The organism is Burkholderia sp. PAMC 26561, assembly GCF_001557535.2.
GTDB lineage: Bacteria > Pseudomonadota > Gammaproteobacteria > Burkholderiales > Burkholderiaceae > Caballeronia.
The window spans coordinates 722,460-743,319 of record NZ_CP014306.1 but is presented as its reverse complement, the minus strand read 5'-3'; the positions used below and the strand labels follow the sequence as shown (position 1 = coordinate 743,319).

22 protein-coding genes and 1 tRNA gene are annotated in these 20,860 nt (G+C 61.2%); 9 read left to right on the top strand and 14 right to left on the bottom strand.

Annotation, left to right across the window (positions count from 1 at the left end; genetic code table 11):
- Positions 1–10 precede the first annotated feature (10 nt).
- The 3 genes from AXG89_RS03465 to AXG89_RS03455 are packed head-to-tail and all read right to left on the bottom strand — an operon-like array spanning position 11 to position 4,076.
- Entirely contained in the window at positions 11–1,666 is a 1,656-nt protein-coding gene (locus AXG89_RS03465) for a tannase/feruloyl esterase family alpha/beta hydrolase (RefSeq protein WP_062167995.1), read from the bottom strand.
- Positions 1,667–1,712: 46 nt separating this feature from the next.
- Positions 1,713–2,723, bottom strand: coding sequence for a hypothetical protein (locus AXG89_RS03460; RefSeq protein ID WP_062167993.1), 1,011 nt, complete (start codon positions 2,721–2,723; stop codon positions 1,713–1,715).
- Positions 2,724–4,076: an MFS transporter gene (locus AXG89_RS03455; protein ID WP_062167991.1), complete on the bottom strand. Its 1,353-nt coding sequence runs from the start codon at positions 4,074–4,076 to the stop codon at positions 2,724–2,726.
- A gap of 121 nt (positions 4,077–4,197) precedes the next feature.
- On the opposite strand from AXG89_RS03455, the gene AXG89_RS03450 reads away from it, so the two are divergent.
- The 3 genes from AXG89_RS03450 (at position 4,198) to AXG89_RS03440 (ending at position 7,438) form a co-directional block, all read left to right on the top strand.
- Positions 4,198–5,139, top strand: a complete 942-nt coding sequence (locus AXG89_RS03450; protein ID WP_062167989.1) for a LysR family transcriptional regulator — start codon at positions 4,198–4,200, stop codon at positions 5,137–5,139.
- Between the two features lie 188 nt (positions 5,140–5,327).
- Positions 5,328–5,930, top strand: a complete 603-nt coding sequence (locus AXG89_RS03445; RefSeq protein ID WP_062167987.1) for a cytochrome b — start codon at positions 5,328–5,330, stop codon at positions 5,928–5,930.
- Between the two features lie 5 nt (positions 5,931–5,935).
- Complete coding sequence (locus AXG89_RS03440) at positions 5,936–7,438, top strand: glycosyltransferase family 2 protein (RefSeq protein ID WP_062170254.1); 1,503 nt, start codon at positions 5,936–5,938, stop codon at positions 7,436–7,438.
- A gap of 15 nt (positions 7,439–7,453) precedes the next feature.
- Here the strand turns inward: AXG89_RS03440 and AXG89_RS03435 are convergent, their stop codons facing one another.
- From AXG89_RS03435 to AXG89_RS03420, 4 genes are read right to left on the bottom strand one after another with little or no spacing between them, the layout of a single operon-like run.
- Positions 7,454–7,999 carry a YbhB/YbcL family Raf kinase inhibitor-like protein gene (locus AXG89_RS03435; RefSeq protein ID WP_236873371.1) on the bottom strand — a complete coding sequence of 182 codons (546 nt, stop codon included), beginning with the start codon at positions 7,997–7,999 and terminating at the stop codon, positions 7,454–7,456.
- Positions 7,996–8,790, bottom strand: a complete 795-nt coding sequence (locus AXG89_RS03430) for an anti-sigma factor family protein (protein WP_062167984.1) — start codon at positions 8,788–8,790, stop codon at positions 7,996–7,998. The genes AXG89_RS03435 and AXG89_RS03430 overlap by 4 nt, the downstream gene beginning before the upstream one ends.
- Positions 8,787–9,305 carry a sigma-70 family RNA polymerase sigma factor gene (locus AXG89_RS03425; RefSeq protein WP_062000304.1) on the bottom strand — a complete coding sequence of 173 codons (519 nt, stop codon included), beginning with the start codon at positions 9,303–9,305 and terminating at the stop codon, positions 8,787–8,789. Before AXG89_RS03425 ends, AXG89_RS03430 begins: the two co-directional genes overlap by 4 nt.
- A gap of 58 nt (positions 9,306–9,363) precedes the next feature.
- A complete protein-coding gene (locus tag AXG89_RS03420) occupies positions 9,364–9,732 on the bottom strand; it encodes a COG4315 family predicted lipoprotein (protein WP_205583057.1) in 369 nt (122 codons plus the stop codon).
- 178 nt (positions 9,733–9,910) lie between these two features.
- On the opposite strand from AXG89_RS03420, the gene AXG89_RS03415 reads away from it, so the two are divergent.
- Positions 9,911–11,179: a CaiB/BaiF CoA transferase family protein gene (locus AXG89_RS03415; RefSeq protein ID WP_062167980.1), complete on the top strand. Its 1,269-nt coding sequence runs from the start codon at positions 9,911–9,913 to the stop codon at positions 11,177–11,179.
- Between the two features lie 9 nt (positions 11,180–11,188).
- Here AXG89_RS03415 and cls read toward each other — a convergent pair whose 3' ends face one another.
- On the bottom strand, positions 11,189–12,472 hold the full coding sequence (gene cls / locus AXG89_RS03410; RefSeq protein ID WP_062000301.1) for a cardiolipin synthase: 1,284 nt from the start codon (positions 12,470–12,472) through the stop codon (positions 11,189–11,191).
- Positions 12,473–12,536: 64 nt separating this feature from the next.
- Complete coding sequence (locus tag AXG89_RS03405) at positions 12,537–12,980, bottom strand: MarR family winged helix-turn-helix transcriptional regulator (RefSeq protein WP_062000300.1); 444 nt, start codon at positions 12,978–12,980, stop codon at positions 12,537–12,539.
- Positions 12,981–13,130: 150 nt separating this feature from the next.
- On the opposite strand from AXG89_RS03405, the gene AXG89_RS03400 reads away from it, so the two are divergent.
- Positions 13,131–14,672, top strand: coding sequence for a DHA2 family efflux MFS transporter permease subunit (locus AXG89_RS03400; RefSeq protein WP_062167978.1), 1,542 nt, complete (start codon positions 13,131–13,133; stop codon positions 14,670–14,672).
- A 2-nt stretch (positions 14,673–14,674) separates the two neighbouring features.
- On the opposite strand, the gene AXG89_RS03395 is transcribed toward AXG89_RS03400, so the two are convergent.
- From AXG89_RS03395 to AXG89_RS03380, 4 genes are all read right to left on the bottom strand, one after another.
- A complete protein-coding gene (locus AXG89_RS03395; protein ID WP_062167976.1) occupies positions 14,675–15,184 on the bottom strand; it encodes a M48 metallopeptidase family protein in 510 nt (169 codons plus the stop codon).
- A gap of 15 nt (positions 15,185–15,199) precedes the next feature.
- Positions 15,200–15,601 (bottom strand): DoxX family protein, encoded by a 402-nt coding sequence (locus AXG89_RS03390; RefSeq protein WP_236873370.1) that lies wholly within the window; start codon positions 15,599–15,601, stop codon positions 15,200–15,202.
- A 158-nt stretch (positions 15,602–15,759) separates the two neighbouring features.
- Positions 15,760–15,836, bottom strand: a tRNA-Pro gene (locus tag AXG89_RS03385).
- Between the two features lie 31 nt (positions 15,837–15,867).
- Positions 15,868–16,860, bottom strand: a complete 993-nt coding sequence (locus tag AXG89_RS03380; protein ID WP_062167971.1) for a polyprenyl synthetase family protein — start codon at positions 16,858–16,860, stop codon at positions 15,868–15,870.
- A 287-nt stretch (positions 16,861–17,147) separates the two neighbouring features.
- Here AXG89_RS03380 and rplU point away from each other — a divergent pair, with 287 nt between their 5' ends.
- From rplU to proB, 4 genes are all read left to right on the top strand, one after another.
- Positions 17,148–17,462, top strand: a complete 315-nt coding sequence (rplU, locus tag AXG89_RS03375; RefSeq protein ID WP_056354755.1) for a 50S ribosomal protein L21 — start codon at positions 17,148–17,150, stop codon at positions 17,460–17,462.
- A 39-nt stretch (positions 17,463–17,501) separates the two neighbouring features.
- Positions 17,502–17,762, top strand: coding sequence for a 50S ribosomal protein L27 (rpmA, locus tag AXG89_RS03370; protein ID WP_056354760.1), 261 nt, complete (start codon positions 17,502–17,504; stop codon positions 17,760–17,762).
- A gap of 180 nt (positions 17,763–17,942) precedes the next feature.
- Positions 17,943–19,079, top strand: coding sequence for a GTPase ObgE (gene obgE, locus AXG89_RS03365; RefSeq protein ID WP_062170252.1), 1,137 nt, complete (start codon positions 17,943–17,945; stop codon positions 19,077–19,079).
- A gap of 41 nt (positions 19,080–19,120) precedes the next feature.
- Complete coding sequence (proB, locus tag AXG89_RS03360) at positions 19,121–20,239, top strand: glutamate 5-kinase (protein ID WP_062170250.1); 1,119 nt, start codon at positions 19,121–19,123, stop codon at positions 20,237–20,239.
- 55 nt (positions 20,240–20,294) lie between these two features.
- On the opposite strand, the gene AXG89_RS03355 is transcribed toward proB, so the two are convergent.
- Positions 20,295–20,849 (bottom strand): CNP1-like family protein, encoded by a 555-nt coding sequence (locus tag AXG89_RS03355; protein ID WP_062167970.1) that lies wholly within the window; start codon positions 20,847–20,849, stop codon positions 20,295–20,297.
- Between the last annotated feature and the right edge of the window lie 11 nt (positions 20,850–20,860).

Below are 20,860 nucleotides of genomic sequence, written 5' to 3'. Positions count from 1 at the left end.
ACACTGGTTTTTATTGACTGCAGGTGAAGCTGCCTGATGAATTCGCGTCGCCGCCGGTGAATTTCGGCCATGTCGGATAACGACAAAGGGGACGCGTGCGCCCGAGTGTTGCGGGCGTCGAGTCTGTCATCGTCAGGGTGCCCGGTGCCGTGCCGTTCTCCACCCACTGTTCGAGTGCGGCAAGGGAATCGACTTGTGGCAGGAACGGGCCGGTGCCGTGCCCGACGCCCGGCATCAGGTAAAAGCGCGCGAAGTTATCGACGGAAGACTGGCCGAACTTCTGCACCAGGGCGTTGTAATAGTCCACGGACGAATCGGTGCTGACGATTTCATCGGCGAGACCGTGGGTGATGATTGCCTTGCCGCCCTTGGCGACGAATGCCGAGAGATCGGGATTGGTGGCGTCGCTTTCGGCCGAAACCTGCTGGACCTGCCCCTGATATGCGCCGGGATTAAGCGGATCGAAGGTGAGCGAATTGAAGGTCGGAATGCGCGTGATGAAGTACTTGACCCATTGGTCGCCGGTGACCCACTGGTTTGCGTCGTTCTTGCCGGCAGGGTTGGCAGGCGTCGGAGAAGTGCCGAAATCGCGCGTGGTGTACTGACCCGCGAATACCGATCCGGCAAGGATGTTGTAGCCGGCGTAACGCGTTACGCCGTTTGCAAGCGGATAGGGCAGGAGCAAGGGTGAAGCAATCGTGTTGACGGTTGCAATCTGCGCATCCGAAAGACACGTATCGCCGGTGTCTTTGCCGTCCGGGCAGCGCACGGCGGCGAGAACCGACGGCGCCTGCAGCTTGCAGGCGGCGACGTTGGAAATGATGCCGTCGGCCACGCCATCGAGCGTATCGCAGGCTTTGGTCACGGCGTTTTGCAGCAGGACGGTCTTTTTGACATCGAGCCAGCCCGCGCCGCCGTTGAGATAAAGCGCGCGCCCGAGCACGACATTCGACAGCCGCAGGCCGGTGTAGTTGAGCGCGGGGCGGTTTACGACAATGCCGTCGTAGTCAGCAGGCCAGCGCTGGATCACGGTGAGGCCGTCGCGGCCGCCGGTCGAGCTGCCAAAGAAATAGGTTTTTGCAGGCGTCGTGTTGTAGCGCGCCTTGAGCAAAAGCATGGCGACATCGTGCGTTTTCTTAAGCGTCAGGCCGCCGTAGTTGGCGAGCGCTTCGTCGTTGGCGGCGAACGAGCCGTCGGTGATGCTCTTGCTCTGGTGACCGGAATCGTCGCCGAAGGTCACGTAGCCGCGGGCGAGGGGCGTCGACGATCCGGCGGGCGCCATGTCGAGCGCCGCAAGTCCGGTGATGAGGGTGCCGTCGAAGCCGCCGCCGCCGTACTGCAGCGCCTTGTTGTTCCAGGCGGTCGGCAGGTTGACTTCGAAGTTGATGTTCGGCGCGGTTGTATCGACGGGAGCGATGGTGCCGTTCACCTGGCAATACTCGCCGGACGTGGCCGATGCCGCCACGAGCGTCGCGCTTGCCACCGCCGCGCCGTTGCTGGGTGCGCCAATGGACGCCGCCGCGATCTTCATGCCGCCGAGCGCCGAGCACGCGGCGGCGGCTGTGACCGCCGGTGGCGTGCCGCCCGAATCCGATGACGACCCGCCGCAGCCGGAAAGCGTCGCGGCGAGAAGAGATAAGCCGCAAGCGGCCAGGTAGATTTTCATGATTCTGTCTCCGTGTGTTTATGAACTGCTGCCTTGCAAAAACTGTTCAGTCGGTCGCGCCGGCTGTGGATGGAGCAATGACGTGAGCCAACCTTTCCACGCCGAACAATGCGCGCACACCTTCGTGCGAGCCGAGCATGGCTGCGCCGTTGTGGCCGACGCCCGGCACTTCCCAGCATCGATGAGCCAGCGCCGGATGCCTTTCCTTGAGGTATGCAAAGTAGGACCGCCCGCGTGCGAGCCTGTGCGGCCCCTGAGCAGCGGCGGCGCAAGAACGATCGAGCGCGTCGTGACGCGGATTGCGATCCTCTTGGCCGAGCAGGTAGATCACATCGGCGGCGAAGTAGCGTTGTTCGAGCGCTTCGAACTGCGCGGACTCCACATAGCGGGGCGCGCGTCGCACGCCGTATTTCCAGTTGTCCACGCCGGGGCACCGGTCTGTATCGGCGGGACGCAATATGCCTTGGGCGTCAGGGCGCATTGCATTGAAGTACACATACGACGACGGATTCGCAATCACATAGCGGCAATGCACGCCGGGCGCCTTGCATCCCGCCCCGACGATGGCGTACCGGTGCGCGACCTGCGCGCCGCCCGAATGCCCGGCAATGATCACATCGGTGAGTGCCGGAAACCGTGCACGATCCGCGAATTGTTCAACGAATGCATCGAGGACATCGAAGGAACTGAGCGGCGCGGGACCGACCGCGTCATCGCCGCCCATCCACGATGTCCACTCCCAGTGCAGCGTGTCGGTGGGCAAGCCGTGCGCGCCGATATCCGCAGTCGCGAGAAATTGCGGGACGAGCAACAGCGTGCGGGCCGGATCGGTCGATGCCGCCGCCAGCGCGTTCTGCGCCGAGAGCAGATAGGCGTCGGCATCGCGCAAACGGCCATGCAACAGGACCACGATGCGCGAAACATTCACCGCATCGCGTTCTTGCATCGAACGATAAAACGGCACAACGCCAGTCCCGCGAGGCATAGCAACACGCAGGCGTTCATTGCCGACTGCGCCGACCGGTTGCTCGTTACGAGGTTTATCGAAAAGGGTCATTTAATCCACCGCAACGGCTTCGGGATCGCGACGCAGGCGCTGCCCGGAGCGAGTTAGTCCAACCAGCGCGAGCGACACGATGCCTGCAAAAATCAGGTAATACGCCGGAACGATGTTCGATCCGGTCAGGGTAATCAGCGTGGAGACCGTCAGCGGCGCGAGGCCACCGAACAGGGTGACCGCGATGTTGTACGAGAGCGCCACGCCGGTCGAGCGCGTTGCCGTCGGGAAAAGCTGCGTGAGCATGCCGGGGTGCGGCCCGGACATCAGGCTGAGCACAACGGAGGCGACCATTTGAGCGGCGAACACCCGTCCCGGCGTAGGCGACGCAAGCACCCACGCGAACAGCGGATACGCGATCACGACCCACACAATCGTCACGGGAAAGAACAGCCGGAACGCGCCCACGCGGTCCGCGAGTTTCCCCGCGAGCGGATATCCCACGATAGCTATCAACCCGGAAACCGCCGTTCCCATCAACGCGTTCTTGAGCGGCAAGTGCAATTGCCGCTCGACATAAAGCGGCAGGAAGGTGTGCCACAGGTAATTCGTCGCCGTGCCCACGATGATCACGCCCATCGCGCACAAGGAGGCATCGCTGCGTTGTTTGAAAAAACCGCGAATGGTCTGGCGCGGCGCATGGCCAAGCCGCTGGCGCAGCTCCACGAACTCGGGCGATTCAGCCACCTTGTGTCGTATATAGAAGCCGACCGGCCCGACCAGCGCGCCGAGCAAGAACGGCACGCGCCAGCCCCACGTTTCAAGCGAGGCACGATCGAGATTCGTGGTCAGCGCATAACCGCAAGCCGACGACAACACCAGCGCCACCGCCTGCGAGGTCATCTGGAAGCTGCCGAAGAACATCTTCTTGCCGCGCGGAGCGTATTCGGTGAGCATCGCGGCGGCGGTCGCAAATTCGCCGCCCACCGACAAACCCTGGAGCACCCGCGCAAGCAACACAAGCAGCGGCGCGGCAATACCGATGCTGGAATATCCCGGCGTCAATCCCATGAGCAAGGTGCTTGCTGCCATTAGCAGGATGAGCATGGACAGCGTGCGCCGGCGGCCGACGCGATCGGCGTACGCGCCAATCGCAATCCCGCCGAGCGGCCGTACGATAAACCCGACCGCGAACGTGCCGAGCGTCAGCGTGGTTGAAAGCGCCGCGTTGCCGACCGGAAAAAACACGTGCGCGATGATCTTCGCGAAGTAGCCGTAGATCAGGAAATCGAACCATTCCAGCCCGTTGCCGATCACGGACGCCAGTACGGCGCGGCGAATCTGCGATTTGCTCAGCGTCGAGGCCGCCGTCGGCGGAAAGGCCGGTGAGCGTGAAGGGAAGGCCGTTTGCATAAGTCTCCTGACACGTTTGTTGTCTAGTTGTATTTGAATCGAAGAGTACGAAACGGGTTGGCAAATGTAAAATACATATCAGATGGCACTGCCATACATCCTGAATATGTGAGGACCATGAATGGAACTGCGTCATCTCCGGTATTTCCTCACTGTCGCGCAAGAGCGTCAGTTCACACGCGCGGCGGCGCGGCTGCATATCCAGCAACCGCCGTTGTCGCAGCAGATCCAGGAACTGGAGCGGGAACTCGGCTTCGCCTTGTTCGCGCGCCTGCCGCGCGGCGTGGAGTTGACATCGGCGGGGGCGGCTTTTGCCGTCGATGCCCAGGGCGTTCTAGATGCTTTGGACCAAGGCGTCACGAACGCGCGCCGCGTTGCAACCGGACAATTGGGGTCCGTGCGGATCGCGCTGACAAGTTCGGCCGCGTTCCATCCGCTCGCGACCGCAGCGATTCGCCAATTCCGCGCGGCGCATCCGGATATCGCCATCGACCTGAACGAGATCAACGCTGCGGGGATCATCGAACGGATGATGAGCGGGCGTATCGATGCCGCAATCCTACGCAAACCCATCGAGACGCCCGCCGAATTGCGCTTCGATCTGCTGCACGAAGAGCGCATGGTGCTCGTGCTGCCGGTCGGACACGCGTTGTTGGTGCGTCCAAAAGGCAGGCGGCCACGTAAGTCAGATGAGCAGCCTCAGGTTCCGTTGAAGGCGCTTGCCGGCGAACCTTTCATTTTCGTTCGACGTCCCGGCGCGCCGGGCATGTACGCCGATTTCATCCGCGCGTGCGAAGCGGCCGGATTCAAGCCGGACGTGGTGAGCGAAGTGCCGCGCATGTCGAGTGCGATCAACCTCGTGGCGGCAGGGGCGGGCATCACGCTCGTGCCGGCGTCCATGCAGCGATACCAGCAGGAAAGCGTCGTGTATTGCGTTGTGGCCGGTGACGAAGCGTTTTCAGCGCCGCTTCATCTCGTGACGCATCGAAGCTCGGCGAACCCTGCGGCGGCGCGATTTGCTCAGGCCGTACTTGATTTCGTCGTGCCGAAAACACAGCGCTGAAACACCGTGAAATATTACGGAATGCTTCCCGTCAAATCGGGTACGAACGCGAGTCCGCGTTTTCCCTCAGAATCGGTGGAATAAACGGGTGCGATGGCGCGTTTGAAGAGTGTCGGTCTGCACGGCTGCATGGGCAGACCCACCACATGACAACCTGTCGATCCACCCCATTTCCGCACGGAGTTCCAATGTCCACGCAAGCCGCCAACGTGGCGTCAAAACAGCCTGAAGCCGAGGCGCCGCTGCGTTACACGCGCACGGCGATGGTCCTGCACTGGCTTGTCGCTGTGCTGATCATTTGCAATGTCGTGCTCGGACTATCGGCGGAAAAGTTTCCGGACAACTGGATACGGCCGATTGTCGATACCCACAAGTCCATCGGCATCACAGTGCTCGGGCTAGTGCTGCTGCGCATCTTGTGGCGGGTATCGCATCGGCCGCCGCCGCTGCCGAAGACGTTTCCGAAATGGGAACACGTCGCCGCGCATATCGCGCATTTCCTGCTGTATCTGTTGATGATTGGTTTGCCGTTGTCGGGCTGGCTGCACGATTCGGCCTGGAATGCCGCAGCCTCGCATCCCATGCACCTTTTCGGCGTGATTCCGTGGCCGCGCATTGGTTACGTAATGAACCTCGATCCCGTGCTGAAGGAAACGCTGCACGATCGTTTCGGCGCATTGCACACTTGGCTGGGTTACGCGCTGTACGCACTTTTCGCGATGCACGTAGGCGGCGCGCTCAAGCATCAATGGATCGACCGGAAGTCGGTGATTTCGCGGATGGTGCCGTAATGGACATGGAACTCAAGACCGCGCCGGCGCTTCCCGCGAAACACGCGTCCAGACCCACACAAACCTCGCTTGAAGCAGCGCTTGCGAAAGCATCGCCGCGGATTGCTCCGCGTCCGGTGACGGTCGCAAGCGTGCTGATTCACGGCAGCGTGGTCGTGCTCTGGATGGTTCTTTTTGCCCGCGCGTTCTTTCTGCATGGCGTGGTCGCGTGGTCGACGGGGATCGCGTATGTCGTCTACGACACCTTGTTGCTGATGTTCGTCGGCGCGAAATCGTGGACGCTCGTGAAGCGGCCCAAGCCGCTCGACCGGCAGCAGCGCGAACAGGGTTTGCCGCCGCTTGGCGTGATCGTCGCCTCGCACAACGAGGCGGCCGTGTTGCCGAACACGCTCGCCAAGCTGCTTGGCCAGACGCACAGCGCGGCGCAAATCGTGATCGCCGACGATGGTTCCACCGACGCCACCGCCGAAGTTCTCACGCAACGTTTCGGTTTGATCAAGCCAGTGGAAGGCGAGTTGAGCGCGGCATCGACGATCTATCCCAATCTCTTCTGGCTGCGCGTCCCGCACGGCGGGAAAGCGCGGGCGCTGAACGCCGCCATCGAAAAGATCAGCACGCCGATCGTGATGACCTGCGACGCCGACACACGTCTCGCCGATGACGCCGTCCTCGCCATGCGGAGCGCCTTTGCCGCGCGAACGAACCTCGTGGCGGCGGCAGGCATTCTGGTGCCGGTCTGCAGCAAAACGCTCAGCGGACGCTTTTTCCAGTGGTTCCAGACGTACGAATACATTCGAAATTTCATCTCGCGCTTTGCCTGGATGCGCGCCGACAGCCTGCTGCTGATCTCGGGCGCGTTTGCATCGTTTCGACGTGACGCGCTGGTCGCGGTCGGCGGGTTCGATGCCGAATGTCTCGTTGAAGACTACGAACTGATTCACCGGTTGCGCCGTCACGCGGTGGATCACGGTCTCGACTGGGATGTGCGTGTGGTCGGCAATGCGCACGCGATCACGGACGCGCCGAGTTCGCTCAGCGGTTTCATGCGCCAGCGCCGCCGCTGGTTCGCGGGTTTCCTGCAGACGCAATACTGGAACCGCGACATGACCGGCAATCGCCGATACGGCAAGCTCGGCCTCCTGATGTTGCCCGTGAAGGCGTTCGATACCCTGCAGCCCATCTACGGCCTGACGGCGTTTGCGTTGCTGATCGGGTTTATCGTGGAGCGGCGCGGCGCCGTGGTGCTACCGATTTTCAGCGTGATCGGCGCGAAGATCCTGCTCGATTTCGCGTTCCACTTGTGGACGGTGCACTTGTACCGCCGATGGACCGGCGACACAGCCGGATCGAGCTTGTGGATGGCGGTGGTATCGGCGGTGGTCGAGCCGTTCACGTTCCAGTTGTTGCGCCACACGGGCGCGGCGCTGGGCTGGGTCGATTTCCTGGGACGTTCGCGCGCCTGGGGCGTGCAAACGAGAGCGGGTCTCGCCGCAGCCGATGAAACCTGACGGCCGCGAGGCTATTTAACGCGCGTAGCGAATCACGATACTCGACGATGCCAGCACGTGATCCTTCATCGCGGCAATCAGCGTGTCGCGATTGAGCGCGGGCGGCATCGTTTCTCCGGCAAGATCCAGCGCGTAAGCCTGCACTACGTAGTGATGGGGTGCATCGCCGCGTGGTGGGCACGGACCGTAATAGCCGTCTTTCCCCGTCCGGTTGATCCCGCCGATACTCCCCGCCGGCGGCGGTCCGCCTTCTTCGAGCGTTGTCACGGACGCCGGAATTCCATACATGACCCAGTGCACGATACCGAGGCCTTTGGCTCCATCGGGGTCGTAGATCGTCACCGCGAAGCTCTTCGTGCCCGAAGGCACGTTGCGCCATGCGAGCGGCAAAGAGACGTTCTTGCCGCCGCAGTCCTGCGCGCTCGCGGCGTAGCGGGAATCAAGCGTGGCGTTATCGGAGAGGGTGGGTGAGGTAAGGGTGAAGCGGTTATCAGCGAGGGCCGCGGCGCTCAGGCCGAGCCCCGCGCACAGGGCAAGCATGTGAATCTTTCGAAGGTTCATTGCCATTTTTTTGGATCGCCGCCTAACGCGGCACAGGTATCGAAGGTGATCGCGCGCAGCTTTGCCTCGCCGATTTGTCCCGACAACGCGTAACCTGCTTGTTCCGTGGTCCAGTAGAAGGTGCGTCGCGTGCCGTCGCGCAACATGCGGATTGCGTATTCCTCGCGACGCTTGCCCGTACTGCTCGTCATATAAAGCGTGAGACGCTCGCCGCTCGCGTTCTGATACATGAACTGCGCGGCAGGTCCGTCCTCGCCCGGCAACAGACGGCCGCCGACCAGTTCGAACCCGTATTCGTGCAGCGATGGAATCGTCAACGACCGGTTGAGCCGCTTCGAAAGCCACGTCACCAGATGGTCTTCCTGTGACGCCGCGACTTCCACCGCGTGCCGCTGTTCAGGCGCGTACACGGCGTAAGCAATGTCCGCGCGCTGCGCGAACACCGGCGCAGGTTTGTCGCGACCGATCATCGGCAACATCATGTGCATCAGGAACCCGCACGCGATACCTACGACCAGCCAGCTCGCCGCCATGAGATAACGCCGCCGCGGTCGCACGACGACCACTTGCGGTTCCTGGTCCGCCGTCCCGGCAAACAGCGCGCGCAACGCGTTGTCCTGCGCCCGATACGTCGCCACCGTCGCCGCGCTCTCCGGATCGCGGGCAATGCGCGCGGCTATTTCGGCGCGCTCTGCATCCGTGGATTCATCGTCGATAAACGCCGACAGCGCTCGCAGCTCATCGGCTGAAGCGCTCGATTCCGGCCGGTCCGGATTTTCGGGTTTCGTCATGTGCCACTCACGATTTTCAACGACGCCGATTTGCGGCCCGGTTCCTCTCCGAGCATCACGCGCATGTGTTCGCGTGCGCGGGAAAGGCGCGACATCACCGTTCCGGCCGGCACGTTCAGCACCGCCGATGCCTCCTGATAACTCATGTCCTCCACGCATACAAGCAGCATGACTTCGCGTTGCTCGACAGGCAGGCAATATAGCGCGCGCTGCACGTCGCGCAGTACAAGTCCGTCCACTTCGCCAACGGGCGCGGCCATCTGGCGCCAGGGCGCGGTTTCATCGTCGACGGCAATGTCGCGCCGGCCGCGCAATTGATCGATGTAAAGATTGCGCATGATCGTGAAGAGCCATGCGCGCAGGTTGCTGCCCACGCGAAACGCGGCCGAGCGGCCGAGCGCGCGCTCCGTGACGTCCTGAACGAGGTCGTCGGCCCAGGCGCGGTCTCCCGTCAGCGCGCGCGCATAACGCCGCAACTGCGGGAGAATCCCAACGAGATCAGTATCGAAACTCAACGCCCTTCGCCCATCACATGTTTCAGGTTTGCTGTCCGGTCTCGCTCGCGCCACACCTTTATTGCTTCACCGTGTGCCACACGTCCTTAAAGTTCTCGCCCTTGGCGTCGCCCGCCTTGGTGTCTTTCGCGAACGTGTACACGCGCTTGCCTTTGTAAGCCCATTGTTTGCCGCCATCGGCGGTGGACACGACCGTCCAGTCGCCTTGTGGTTGGTCCGATGCGTCTGCCATCGCCGCCGGCCATGCCTGCGCGCAGCCGCCCGAGCAGGCGCTTGGACCGGAGGCGGTGTCTTTGTCGAACGTGTAGAGCGTCATGCCCTTGGAATCGGTGTACATGCCGTTCGCGGCCACAGGCGGCGCGGCATGAACGGTCAAGCTGAACGTGGCGGCGAGCGCCGCTGCGAGCATCGGGATTCGCGTTTTCATTGTCTCTTCCATTTATCGATACGGTTTAAACGAACATCACCCGCGCAATATTCCGGCGGGCTGCGAATATTCTGGTCCGATTTGCGGTGGGCGGCAGAGTTTTCTCGGTTCCAAGGCTGAAAACGCGGACGTCGCTACAATCGACGCGTTCCCATAACCCTGAAACAGACGAGGTGAAATGGTGCAGGACAGCAAGAAGTCATCGGCGGCGAGAAAACGTCCACTCGACCGAATCCGTGTGCTGGATTTATCGCGCGTGCTGGCGGGGCCTTGGTGCACGCAGAATCTCGCGGATCTCGGCGCGGAAGTGTTTAAGATCGAACGCCCGGGTACGGGCGACGATACCCGCACGTGGGGCCCGCCGTTCCTGCGCGATGCCGACGGCAACAACACCTCCGAGAGCGCCTATTTCCTCTGCGCGAATCGCAACAAGCAGTCGGTCGCCATCGATATGAGTTCGCCGGAAGGCGCGGCGCTCATCCGTGAGTTCGCGAAATCCTGCGATGTGGTCGTAGAAAACTTCAAGGTCGGTGGCCTGAAGAAATATGGCCTGGATTACGCGAGTCTTTCCGAGCTGAACCCGCGGCTGGTGTATTGCTCGGTGACGGGTTTCGGTCAAAGCGGGCCGTTGTCGCAACGCGCAGGATACGACTTCCTGATCCAGGGCATGGGCGGCCTGATGAGCATCACCGGCGAACCCGACAGCGTGGCGGGCGGCGGTCCGGAGAAAGTCGGCGTGGCCGTGACTGATCTGATGGCGGGCATGTACGCGACCACGGGCATTCTCGCGGCCTTGATGGAGCGCGAGAAAAGCGGCCTTGGGCAACATCTCGACATCTCGCTGTTCGACGCGCAGCTCGCCATGCTCGCCAACCAGTCGATGAACTACCTCACCACCGGCATCGCGCCAAAGCGCATGGGCAACGCGCACCCGAACATCGTGCCGTACCAGACGTTCGCGGCGAGCGATGGCCACGTGATCGTTGCGTGCGGAAACGATGGGCAGTTCCGCGCGCTCTGCACGGCGATGAACGTGCCGGAGCTTGCCATCGATTCGCGCTTTGCGACCAACAGCGGCCGCAGCGTGAACCGCGCGGAGTTATTGCCGCAATTGGGCGCGGTGTTCATGACCCGCACGCGCGATGCATGGGTCGCGGCGCTCGAAGCGTGCGGCGTGCCGTGCGGACCGATCAACGATATCGAACAGGCGTTCGGCTCGGAGCAGGCGGTGTGTCGCGAGTCGGCACGCGAGATTGCGCATCCGGTTGCGGGCGTGGCGCCGACGGTGGCGAGTCCGCTGCGTTTATCGGCTACGCCGGTTGAATATAATCGGGCGCCGCCGATGCTCGGTCAGCACACGAGCGCAGTGCTGCGCGAGGTGCTGGGTATGACCGATGCGCAAATCAGTGAGTTGCAACAGGCCGGCGTAATAGGCGATCAAGGCTGAAGCGGTAGATTAAAGTTGCCAGTCAAGCAAGGGCACGGCCTTCTCGATCAGCTTTTCCATCGCGGGCCGATTGAGCCAGTCTTGATATGTGACTAGCTGCGACTTTTCGATATCCGCATCGAAGATCGCGCTTTGCTGCCGCGCGAACTCGCGGTCGTAGATATTGAGGTTGGCTTCGTCGTTGAGCTTGAACGAACGGCTGTCGAAATTCGTCGATCCCACCGATACCAAAAACTCGTCCACCACGAGCAATTTGCAGTGGAACATGGTCGGCTGATATTCGTGAATTTCGATGCCCGCCGCCAGCAGATCACCCCAGCACGCCCGCGAGGCTTCGCGTACCGTGTGGGTATCGATACGCTTTCCCGGCGTCACGATCCGCACTTTCACGCCGCGCCGCGCGGCTTCGACCAGCGCGTTGATCGCGAGGCCGTCCGGGACGAAGTACGCACTCGCCAGATCGATGCTTCCCGTCGCCGCCGTGATCGCCATCAGGTACATCAGCTCCATGTCGTCGGCGCCGTGCGTCGGCGAGCTGCTGAACATGTGCGCGACGCCGTTGCTCGCTTCGCCCTCCGGCAACGGTTTGACGTCAGGAAAGTACTTCGGACCGTGCAGCACGTCGCCGGTCACCTTGATCCAGTTGTCCATGAACACGGCCTGCATGTGCCCGACCACCGGTCCTTCCACGCGAAAATGCGTGTCGCGCCAGTGCTTCTCGTCCTGCGCGTGGCCGGTCCATTCTTCCGCGATCCCCACGCCTCCGGTGAACCCCACGCGCCCGTCGATGATCAGCAACTTCCGATGCGTCCGGTTGTTCATGCGCCCGAGTCCAGTCCAGTGCGGCTTGTGATACTGAACGACCTCAGCGCCGGCCTGGCGCAATTGTTCCAGATACTTGTGGTCCATTTTCTTGCAGCCGACCCAGTCGAGCAGCACGTGCACGGCCACGCCCGAACGCGCTTTCTCCGATAACGCCGCCGCAAACTGTTCCCCGATTTCGCCGGACCAGTAAATGAACGTTTCGAACGTGATGGTTTCTTTGGCCGAGCGGATGCCGTCGAGCATCGATGGAAAGATTTCGTCGCCGTTGAGCAGCACGCGATACCGGTTCCCCGATGTAACCGGCGGCCCGAGCAGCAGGCTCATCGAGCGGATGAACTGCGGGTCGTCGCTGGAATAGAGCCGGTCGATGTTGTGCTCGACCTTCTTCTCACCGCTTACGAAATTCGCCAGAAACACCACGACAATGAGCGTGATCAGAACCGTAAGCGGTATGACAAGAAAGAGCATGTCGAGTCCAAGGAGAGCGATGCGGGATTCGCCACGCCTTGCAGCAAGAGTCGGACCTTCTCCGCTATTCGTCCACGATCGTGCTGAGATTCAGGCGCACGCGGCGCAGCATGGAGATCAATAGCGCGCGTTCGTCCGCATCGAGGCCGGCCAGCGCTTCCGTCGCAACTGCGTCCCCGACTCGCCGTGCTCGGCCAAGCGCGCCTTCGGCCTTGGCCGTCATGCGCACCGTCCGCTCGCGGCGGTCATCAGGGTTTGAAAAGCGTTCTATCCAGCCGCCTTCTTCCATCCGGTCGAGCAAACGGCCCGCCGATATGGGTGCGACTTCCAGCAGGTCGGCGAGGCGGGCCTGGTTCACATCGCCGAAGTGCGACAGATATGCGAGCGCGCGGCATTGCGCCCGCGTGAGATCGAGGGACGATTTCGCAAGTTCGTCGAAGCGCTTGCTGCACAAGCGCCCCACGTCCGAAATCAGAAAGCCAAAGCGCTTGTCGAGGTGCGTTTCCATGCGCCGATTATACGAAAGATGCGCGCATTTACCGGCAGATAAGGCCTGCCGCAGCCTACGGGTTTATCCCGGTTATTGACATGTTGTGACAATCGATAGCCTGTTTATAATAAGCATGCTTACTATTTGATCCAACGATCCGGCGCCTGAATGTCCTCAGAATCAATCCCGTTGAGCGCTGCCGAAGCGCCGCTCAACCGGCCCATGCTGACTGTGTCGATCATGCTTGCCACGCTGATCCAGACGCTCGACAGCACCATCGCCAACGTTGCGTTGCCGCACATGCAGGGCACGCTGTCGGCGTCGCAGGACGAGATCACGTGGGTGCTGACGTCGTACATCGTGGCTGCCGCCATCGCAACTCCGCTCACCGGCTGGCTTTCCGACCGCCTGAGCACGAAGCGCCTGCTCATCATCTCGATAGGCGGTTTCACAGTTGCATCCGCGCTCTGCGGCCTTTCTGAATCACTCGGGCAGATTGTTGCGTCGCGGTTGCTGCAGGGAATTTTCGGCGCGTCGCTCGTACCGCTTTCGCAATCCATCCTGCTCGACATCAACCCGCGCGAAAAGCAAGGCCAGGCGATGGCCGTCTGGGGCATGGGCGTGATGGTCGGGCCGATCCTCGGGCCAACGCTCGGCGGATGGCTCACCGACAGCTACAACTGGCGCTGGGTGTTTTTCATCAATGTGCCCATCGGCGCGTTTGCGCTGTTTGGCGTGCTGACTTTCCTGCCGGCGCGCGCCGCGAAGCACGGCGTGAAATTCGATGCCTTCGGCTTCGCCACGCTTGGTCTCGCGATCGGTGCATTCCAGGCGATGCTCGATCGCGGCGAGCAACTCGACTGGTTCGGCTCGCTCGAGATCCGCATCGAAGCGATTCTGGCTTTGCTCAGTTTCATCTTTTTCCTGGCGCATACCGCGACGGCCGGCAAACGTTCGTTCTTCAAATATGAATTGTTGAAGGACAGGAACTTCGCGACCGGGGTATTTTTCATCTTCGTGATCGGCGCCGTGATGTACGCGACGCGTGCGCTCCTGCCGCCGATGTTGCAGAACCTGATGAACTATCCGGTGGCAACCACCGGCCTTGTCACGGCGCCCAGCGGCGCCGGAACGATGCTCGCCATGATGATCGCAGGCCGCATGCTGCGACGCACCGATGCACGGCTTCTGTTACTCGCGGGCTTCCTGATATCGGCGTTCGCGTTATGGCAGATGATGCAATACACGCTGGTGCTGTCGGTGTCCGACATCGTCTGGCCGGGTGTGATCCAGGGCTTTGGACTGGGCTTCGTATTCGTGCCGCTGAGCGCGCTGACGTTCTCGACCTTGACGCCCGAGCTTCGCGCCGATGGCACCGCGACCTACAGCCTGATGCGCAACATTGGCAGCAGTATCGGCATTTCGATTGTGCAGACCATGATGACGCGCAACACGCAGGTCGCGCACGCGGATCTTGCGGCGAACGTGAACGTCTTCAATCCATCGATGCAACCCATGCTTGAAACCGGGTCGCAGATGAGTCTCGCGTTAATGGACCAGTCGATCAACCAGCAGGCGCAGATGATCGCCTACCTGAACGACTTCAAGCTGATGTTCGTCGCAACGTTGCTGGTCGTGCCGCTCGTGTTGCTGATCCGTCCGGCGCGACCGATTCCGGGCGAAACCCTCGTGCACGCGGCCGCAGATTAGAACTATTTGATGGAAGAATCGCGTGCGAGATCGCGCTGCGTCAGGTACACGCGCAGGTCGAATTCAATCTGGTGATACCCCGGCTGCATGAATTCACACAGCCGGTAAAACGCCTTGTTGTGATCGCTTTCCTTCAGATGCGCGAGTTCGTGCACGACGATCATGCGCAGGAATTCCGGCGGCGTTTCCTTGAAGAGCGACGCCACGCGGATCTCCTTCTTCGCCTTCAGCTTGCCGCCCTGTACACGCGATATCGCCGTATGCAGGCCGAGCGCGTGCCGCAGCACGTCGAGCTTGGCGTCGTACATGACCTTGTCGATGGCCGGCGCCACGCGCAGGAACTCCTGCTTCAACTCGGTCGTGTATTCATACAGCGCGCGGTCGGACTGCACCGCATGCCGATGCGGATATCGATCAGCGAGGTACATGCCGAGCTTGTCGTCGGCGATCAGTTTGCGGACCTTGTCCTGAAGCGTTTCCGGGTACGCGCTCAGGTATTTCAGAGGAAGCATGGCGAGACCCGTTACTTAGTTAGTACGCTGCGTGCTCCACAAGATACACGCGATCAAAGCGAGCTGAAGCGGCAGGCGTGCGATGAGCGCCCACACAGGAACGCCGGGAAAGAGTTCGGCGTGCTGGAGCATGAAGACATTGGCCGGCGTCACCGCGATGGTCAAAAGCGTCAGCCCGATTCCCGCCATGCGGCGCGTGCGTCTGATCGTGATGCCGGCGGCGCCGAGCAATTCGAACACGCCGCTGACGATCACGGCCAGGATGGGTGCGGGCACGAACGGCGGCACGATCTTCACGAACGACGGCATGAGGAGAAAGTGGCAGACGCCGCCGATCGCGAACCAGAGGAACACGAATGTCAGGGCGAGACGTCGTGCGATGGACATTGGCGGCGATGCAATGCTCGATAAACCCATGAGGCACCCGGCAGAAAAAGCAGGAAGGGGATTGCCCTGTGGATTGCGCGGCGATTTACACGGCGTCTTACACGATACCCGCACGCAAAAATCAGCCCCAAAACAAAAAACCGCCCAGCAAGCTGGGCGGTTTTGGCCTTGGTTTAACAAGGGAATTCTGGTCGGGGTGAGAGGATTCGAACCTCCGGCCTCTACGTCCCGAACGTAGCGCTCTACCAGGCTAAGCTACACCCCGAAAATTTACTCAGAGACGGTTCGTTTCCTTTTCAGGACTGTCTCGCCGTCGAGTAAGAACATAATTCTAGCAGGCTCTCTTTGAAAATGGAATCCGGAAACGAAGAAATTGCATTCGCGGCCGCTTGCGCTTCCTGACGTGCACATTTCAGCGTGTGATCGAGCGCGCCCGACGTGGTGATGGCTTCGAAAATGGTATCGAATTTGTCGGTCCCGCCTTGCTCGATAGCCTCGCGCGCCAACGCCGCCTGTTCCGCCGTGCCGTTCTCCATCAAATAGATGAGCGGCAACGTGGGTTTGCCTTCGCGCAGATCGTCGCCGGCGTTCTTGCCCATGGATTCCGCCGTGCCCGTGTAGTCGAGCCAGTCGTCCATGATCTGGAATGCCGTGCCGATGCGCCGTCCGAATTCCGCCGCCGCGGCTTCCGTCTTTGCATCCGATCCGGAGAGCACTGCGCCGAGCTGCGCCGCCGCTTCGAAAAGCTTTGCCGTCTTGTAGCGGATCACCTGCATGTAGCGCGCTTCGTCGACATCCGGATCGTGCATGTTCAGCAACTGCAGCACTTCGCCTTCGGAGATCACGTTGGTCGCAACCGACAGGATTTCCATCACGCGCATCTTGCCCACGCCGACCATCATTTCGAACGAACGCGAATACAGGAAATCGCCGACCAGCACGCTCGCCGCGTTGCCGAAGATCGCGTTCGCGGTCTTGCGGCCGCGCCGGAGATCGGATTCGTCGACGACGTCATCGTGCAGCAGGGTCGCCGTATGAATGAACTCGACGACTGCGGCCAGTTCGTGCCGATGGCCGGTCTTGTCGCCGAGCGCGCCCGACACCAGAAGCAGCAGCGCGGGACGAAGCCGTTTGCCGCCGGCCCCGATGATGTACTCGGAAATCTGGTTGATCAGCATCACTTCGGATGCCAGGCGCTGCCGGATGACGCGATTGACCTGCTGCATGTCCTCGGCGATAGGCTCGAGCACGTTGGCGGCGTTTGGGGAGGAAGTGGCTGTGGACGACATGATCGGCAATTAGGGTAGTGCCGCGAATTATAAGGCGAATCGGCCGATCGACGCCTCTAATAGACGCCTTGGACCATCCAGCCTCGCTTCACGTGCGGCATGTCGCGGTAATGATCAGGATAATATTGCGTTCGCCTCGGGTGCCTCGCATCCCCCGCGCCCCGTCCTGGCACAGCGGCGGCGCATTTTGCGACGAACAAGGGTTTTGACGGAGAGCCTAACTCTCTGTATAATCACGCGTTTTCGCGCACGGTGTGCGGAAAAATGAATTCAGAGTGAGGTTCTCAATGTACGCGGTCATAAAAACCGGTGGCAAGCAGTATAAAGTTGCTGTCGGCGAAAAATTGAAAGTAGAACAGATACCGGCAGACATTGACGCTGAAATCACGCTCGACCAGGTTCTCGCAGTAGGCGAAGGTGAATCGATTCAGTTCGGTGCACCGCTGGTCAGTGGGGCTTCCGTCACATGTACCGTCGTGTCCCAAGGTCGTCACAAGAAGGTCACGATCTTCAAGATGCGTCGCCGGAAGCACTACCAAAAGCACGCTGGCCATCGCCAGAACTATACCGAACTGCGTATCGACGCCATCAACGCTGCTTAAGCGTCGAGTCGATAAGCTAAACGGTCAAGGAGCTATCAAATGGCACACAAAAAAGCAGGCGGGTCATCCCGCAATGGTCGCGACTCTGAATCAAAGCGCCTCGGCGTGAAGGTTTATGGCGGCCAGGCAATCAACGCAGGCGGCATCATTGTTCGCCAGCGCGGCACGCGCATGCACCCGGGCGACAACGTCGGCATTGGCAAGGATCACACCTTGTTCGCGTTGACGGACGGCCACGTCACGTTCACGACGAAGGGCGCAGCAAAGAAGCATCTGGTCAACGTCGTCCCGGCTGCCTAAGTAAGATTCAGGCACGGGCTTCAGGACCGGAACAGGCCCCGCGAAGTTCGCGGGGCTTTTTTTATTGGCTGATTTTTTCGACCAGCCAAGTAGTGACATATATCGAATGGTCTAGTGGCTGGCATCGGCTGGTCGCGGCAAAATAGCGGAACACCGCTGAAACACGGGACGGAGCAACTCATGAAGTTCATTGACGAAGCGAGAATTGAAGTCATCGCCGGCGACGGAGGGGATGGCAGCGCGTCGATGCGGCGCGAGAAGTTCGTCCCGTTCGGCGGACCGGACGGCGGCGACGGCGGCCGGGGCGGCAGCGTGTACGCGGTCGCGGATCGCAACATCAACACGCTGATCGACTATCGTTACGCCAAGAAACACCAGGCGCGCAACGGCGAAAACGGCCGCGGCGCTGACTGTTACGGCAAGGGCGGTGACGACATCATCCTGCGCATGCCGGTCGGCACGATCATCGCGGATACGGAAACGGGCGAGCTGATTGCCGATCTGACCGAGCACAACCAGAGCGTGTTGATTGCGCATGGCGGCGCGGGCGGCCTTGGCAACCTGCATTTCAAGTCGAGCACGAACCGCGCGCCGCGCCAGAAAACTGAAGGCAAGCCCGGCGACCGGCGCATGCTGCGTCTCGAGCTGAAAGTGCTTGCCGACGTCGGTCTGCTCGGCATGCCGAACGCCGGCAAGTCGACATTTATCTCATCCGTGTCGAATGCGCGGCCGAAAATCGCCGATTATCCGTTCACCACGCTCGCGCCGAATCTCGGCGTGGTGCGCGTCGGGCCGGAAAAGAGCTTTGTGATCGCGGACATTCCGGGCCTGATCGAAGGTGCGGCGGAAGGCGCGGGGCTTGGCCACCGGTTCCTGCGGCATTTGCAGCGCACGGGCGTGCTGCTGCATCTCGTGGATCTGGCCCCGTTCGACGAAGCCGTCGACCCGGTTCAGGAAGCGCGTGCGATCGTCAACGAACTGCGCAAGTACGACGAAGCGCTGTACAAAAAACCACGCTGGCTGGTGCTCAACAAGCTGGATATGGTTCCGGACGACGAGCGCAAGGCGCGCGTGGCGGACTTCATCAAGCGTTATGAATGGGACGGTCCGGTGTTCGAAATCTCGGCGCTGACCGGCCAGGGCTGCGAAGGCCTGACGTACGCCATCTTCGACTACATCTCGAAGAACTCGGACGCATCGCGTGCGGCGGAAGCCGAAGACCTCGCCGCCGACGTGCGTTTCCGCGACGAGCCCGCAGTCGCGGCGCCTCAGCCAGCGCCGGAGATCGACGAAGACGAAGACGAAAACGAAGCGTAAGAAAAGCCAGGCCCGTGGTGTATCGAGGAGAAATGCGTCAGATGCGTTCCGTCATAGCCGCTTCAAAGCGACTCGTAGTGAAAGTGGGATCGAGCCTCGTGACAAACGATGGCCGCGGGCTCGATCATGCAGCCATCGCGCGCTGGGCCGCGCAGATCGCAGCGTTGCGCGCTCAGGGCAAGGAAGTCGTGCTGGTAAGTTCGGGCGCGATTGCCGAAGGGATTCATCGGCTGGGCTGGACAAAGCGGCCGCGTGAAATCGACGAGTTGCAGGCCGCCGCGGCAGTCGGGCAAATGGGGCTGGCGCAGGTCTACGAAAGCAGTTTCGGCAAACACGGCATCCGGACCGCACAAATTCTGCTCACGCATGCCGATCTGGCCGATCGCGAACGTTATCTGAACGCACGCTCAACGCTCCTGACCTTGCTGCGCCTGGGTTGCGTGCCGATCATCAATGAAAATGACACCGTCATCACCGACGAAATCAAATTCGGCGACAACGACACGCTCGGCGCGCTCGTGGCGAATCTGATTGAGGGCGACGCGCTGATCATCCTCACCGATCAGCGCGGTCTGTTCACCGCCGATCCGCGTCACGATCCATCGGCGACTTTGGTCGAACAAGCCGATGCCGGCACGCCGGAACTCGAAGCCATGGCGGGGGGCGCGGGGTCTAGCCTCGGGCGCGGCGGCATGCTAACCAAGATTCTTGCGGCAAAGCGCGCGGCGCACAGTGGGGCGAATACCGTGATTGCGAGCGGGCGGGAGTCGGATGTCCTGACGCGACTCGCTTCGGGCGAGATGATCGGTACGCAACTCGTTGCCCGGACGGCGCGGATTGCGGCGCGAAAGCAATGGATGGCCGATCACCTGCAGGTGCGCGGACACGTGGTTATCGACAACGGCGCGGTCGAGAAGCTCACGGCGGGCGGTAAAAGCCTGCTGCCAATCGGTGTGATCGATGTCCACGGCGCGTTCGCGCGTGGCGAAGTGATCGCGTGCATGAATCCGGCCGGACACGAAGTGGCGCGCGGCATTACGAATTACAGCAGCTCGGAGGCGCGGCTGATCCAGCGCAAACCAAGCGGCGAGATCGAAACGGTGCTCGGCTACATGCTGGAGCCGGAGCTCATTCATCGCGACAATCTGGTCCTTGCCTGACCGGTCGACCACGAAAAAAGCCGCCAACTGGCGACTTTTTCTTTTAACGCGACGCTTAGTGGTAGTTCGACACCGCTGTCCGTTTCATCTGAATATTTGACAAGATTTGCTGTGCCGTTCCCGTCGGCAGTTTGTTTGCACAGAAATAATCCTGATACAGCGCCGAGTGATACGAGTTCAGCTCGCCGGTTTCAATGCGCGCAAAGTCCCGTTCCACCGCACGATCCCAACCTGTCTGGTACTCGTTGATGCTCGCGTAGAGGCGCCAGTTGAAGTTGTCGCAGCGGATCCCTTCGTAGTTCACGTTGCGCGCGCCGGCCGGACTTTGCACCACGACCGTGTAGCGAATCACGCCGTCATCGCCGACGCTGAGCGATTTTTTATCGATGAAAAAACTGAGCGGCGTGTTCTGCGAAACCGTGAACGGCACCAGATTGGCGTCTTGCGGCAACGGCGGGATGGTCTCGACCTTGTTTTCGGTCCAGTTCGGCTTGCGGTCCATCAAATAAACAAACGCGCTGTCGTCCTTGTTTGAAGGCTTCGAGCTGCCGCAACCGGCGAGCACGACAAGAGCTGCCGCGGATGCCGCAAACAATGCAATGGCTTTCAATTCTTGAATCC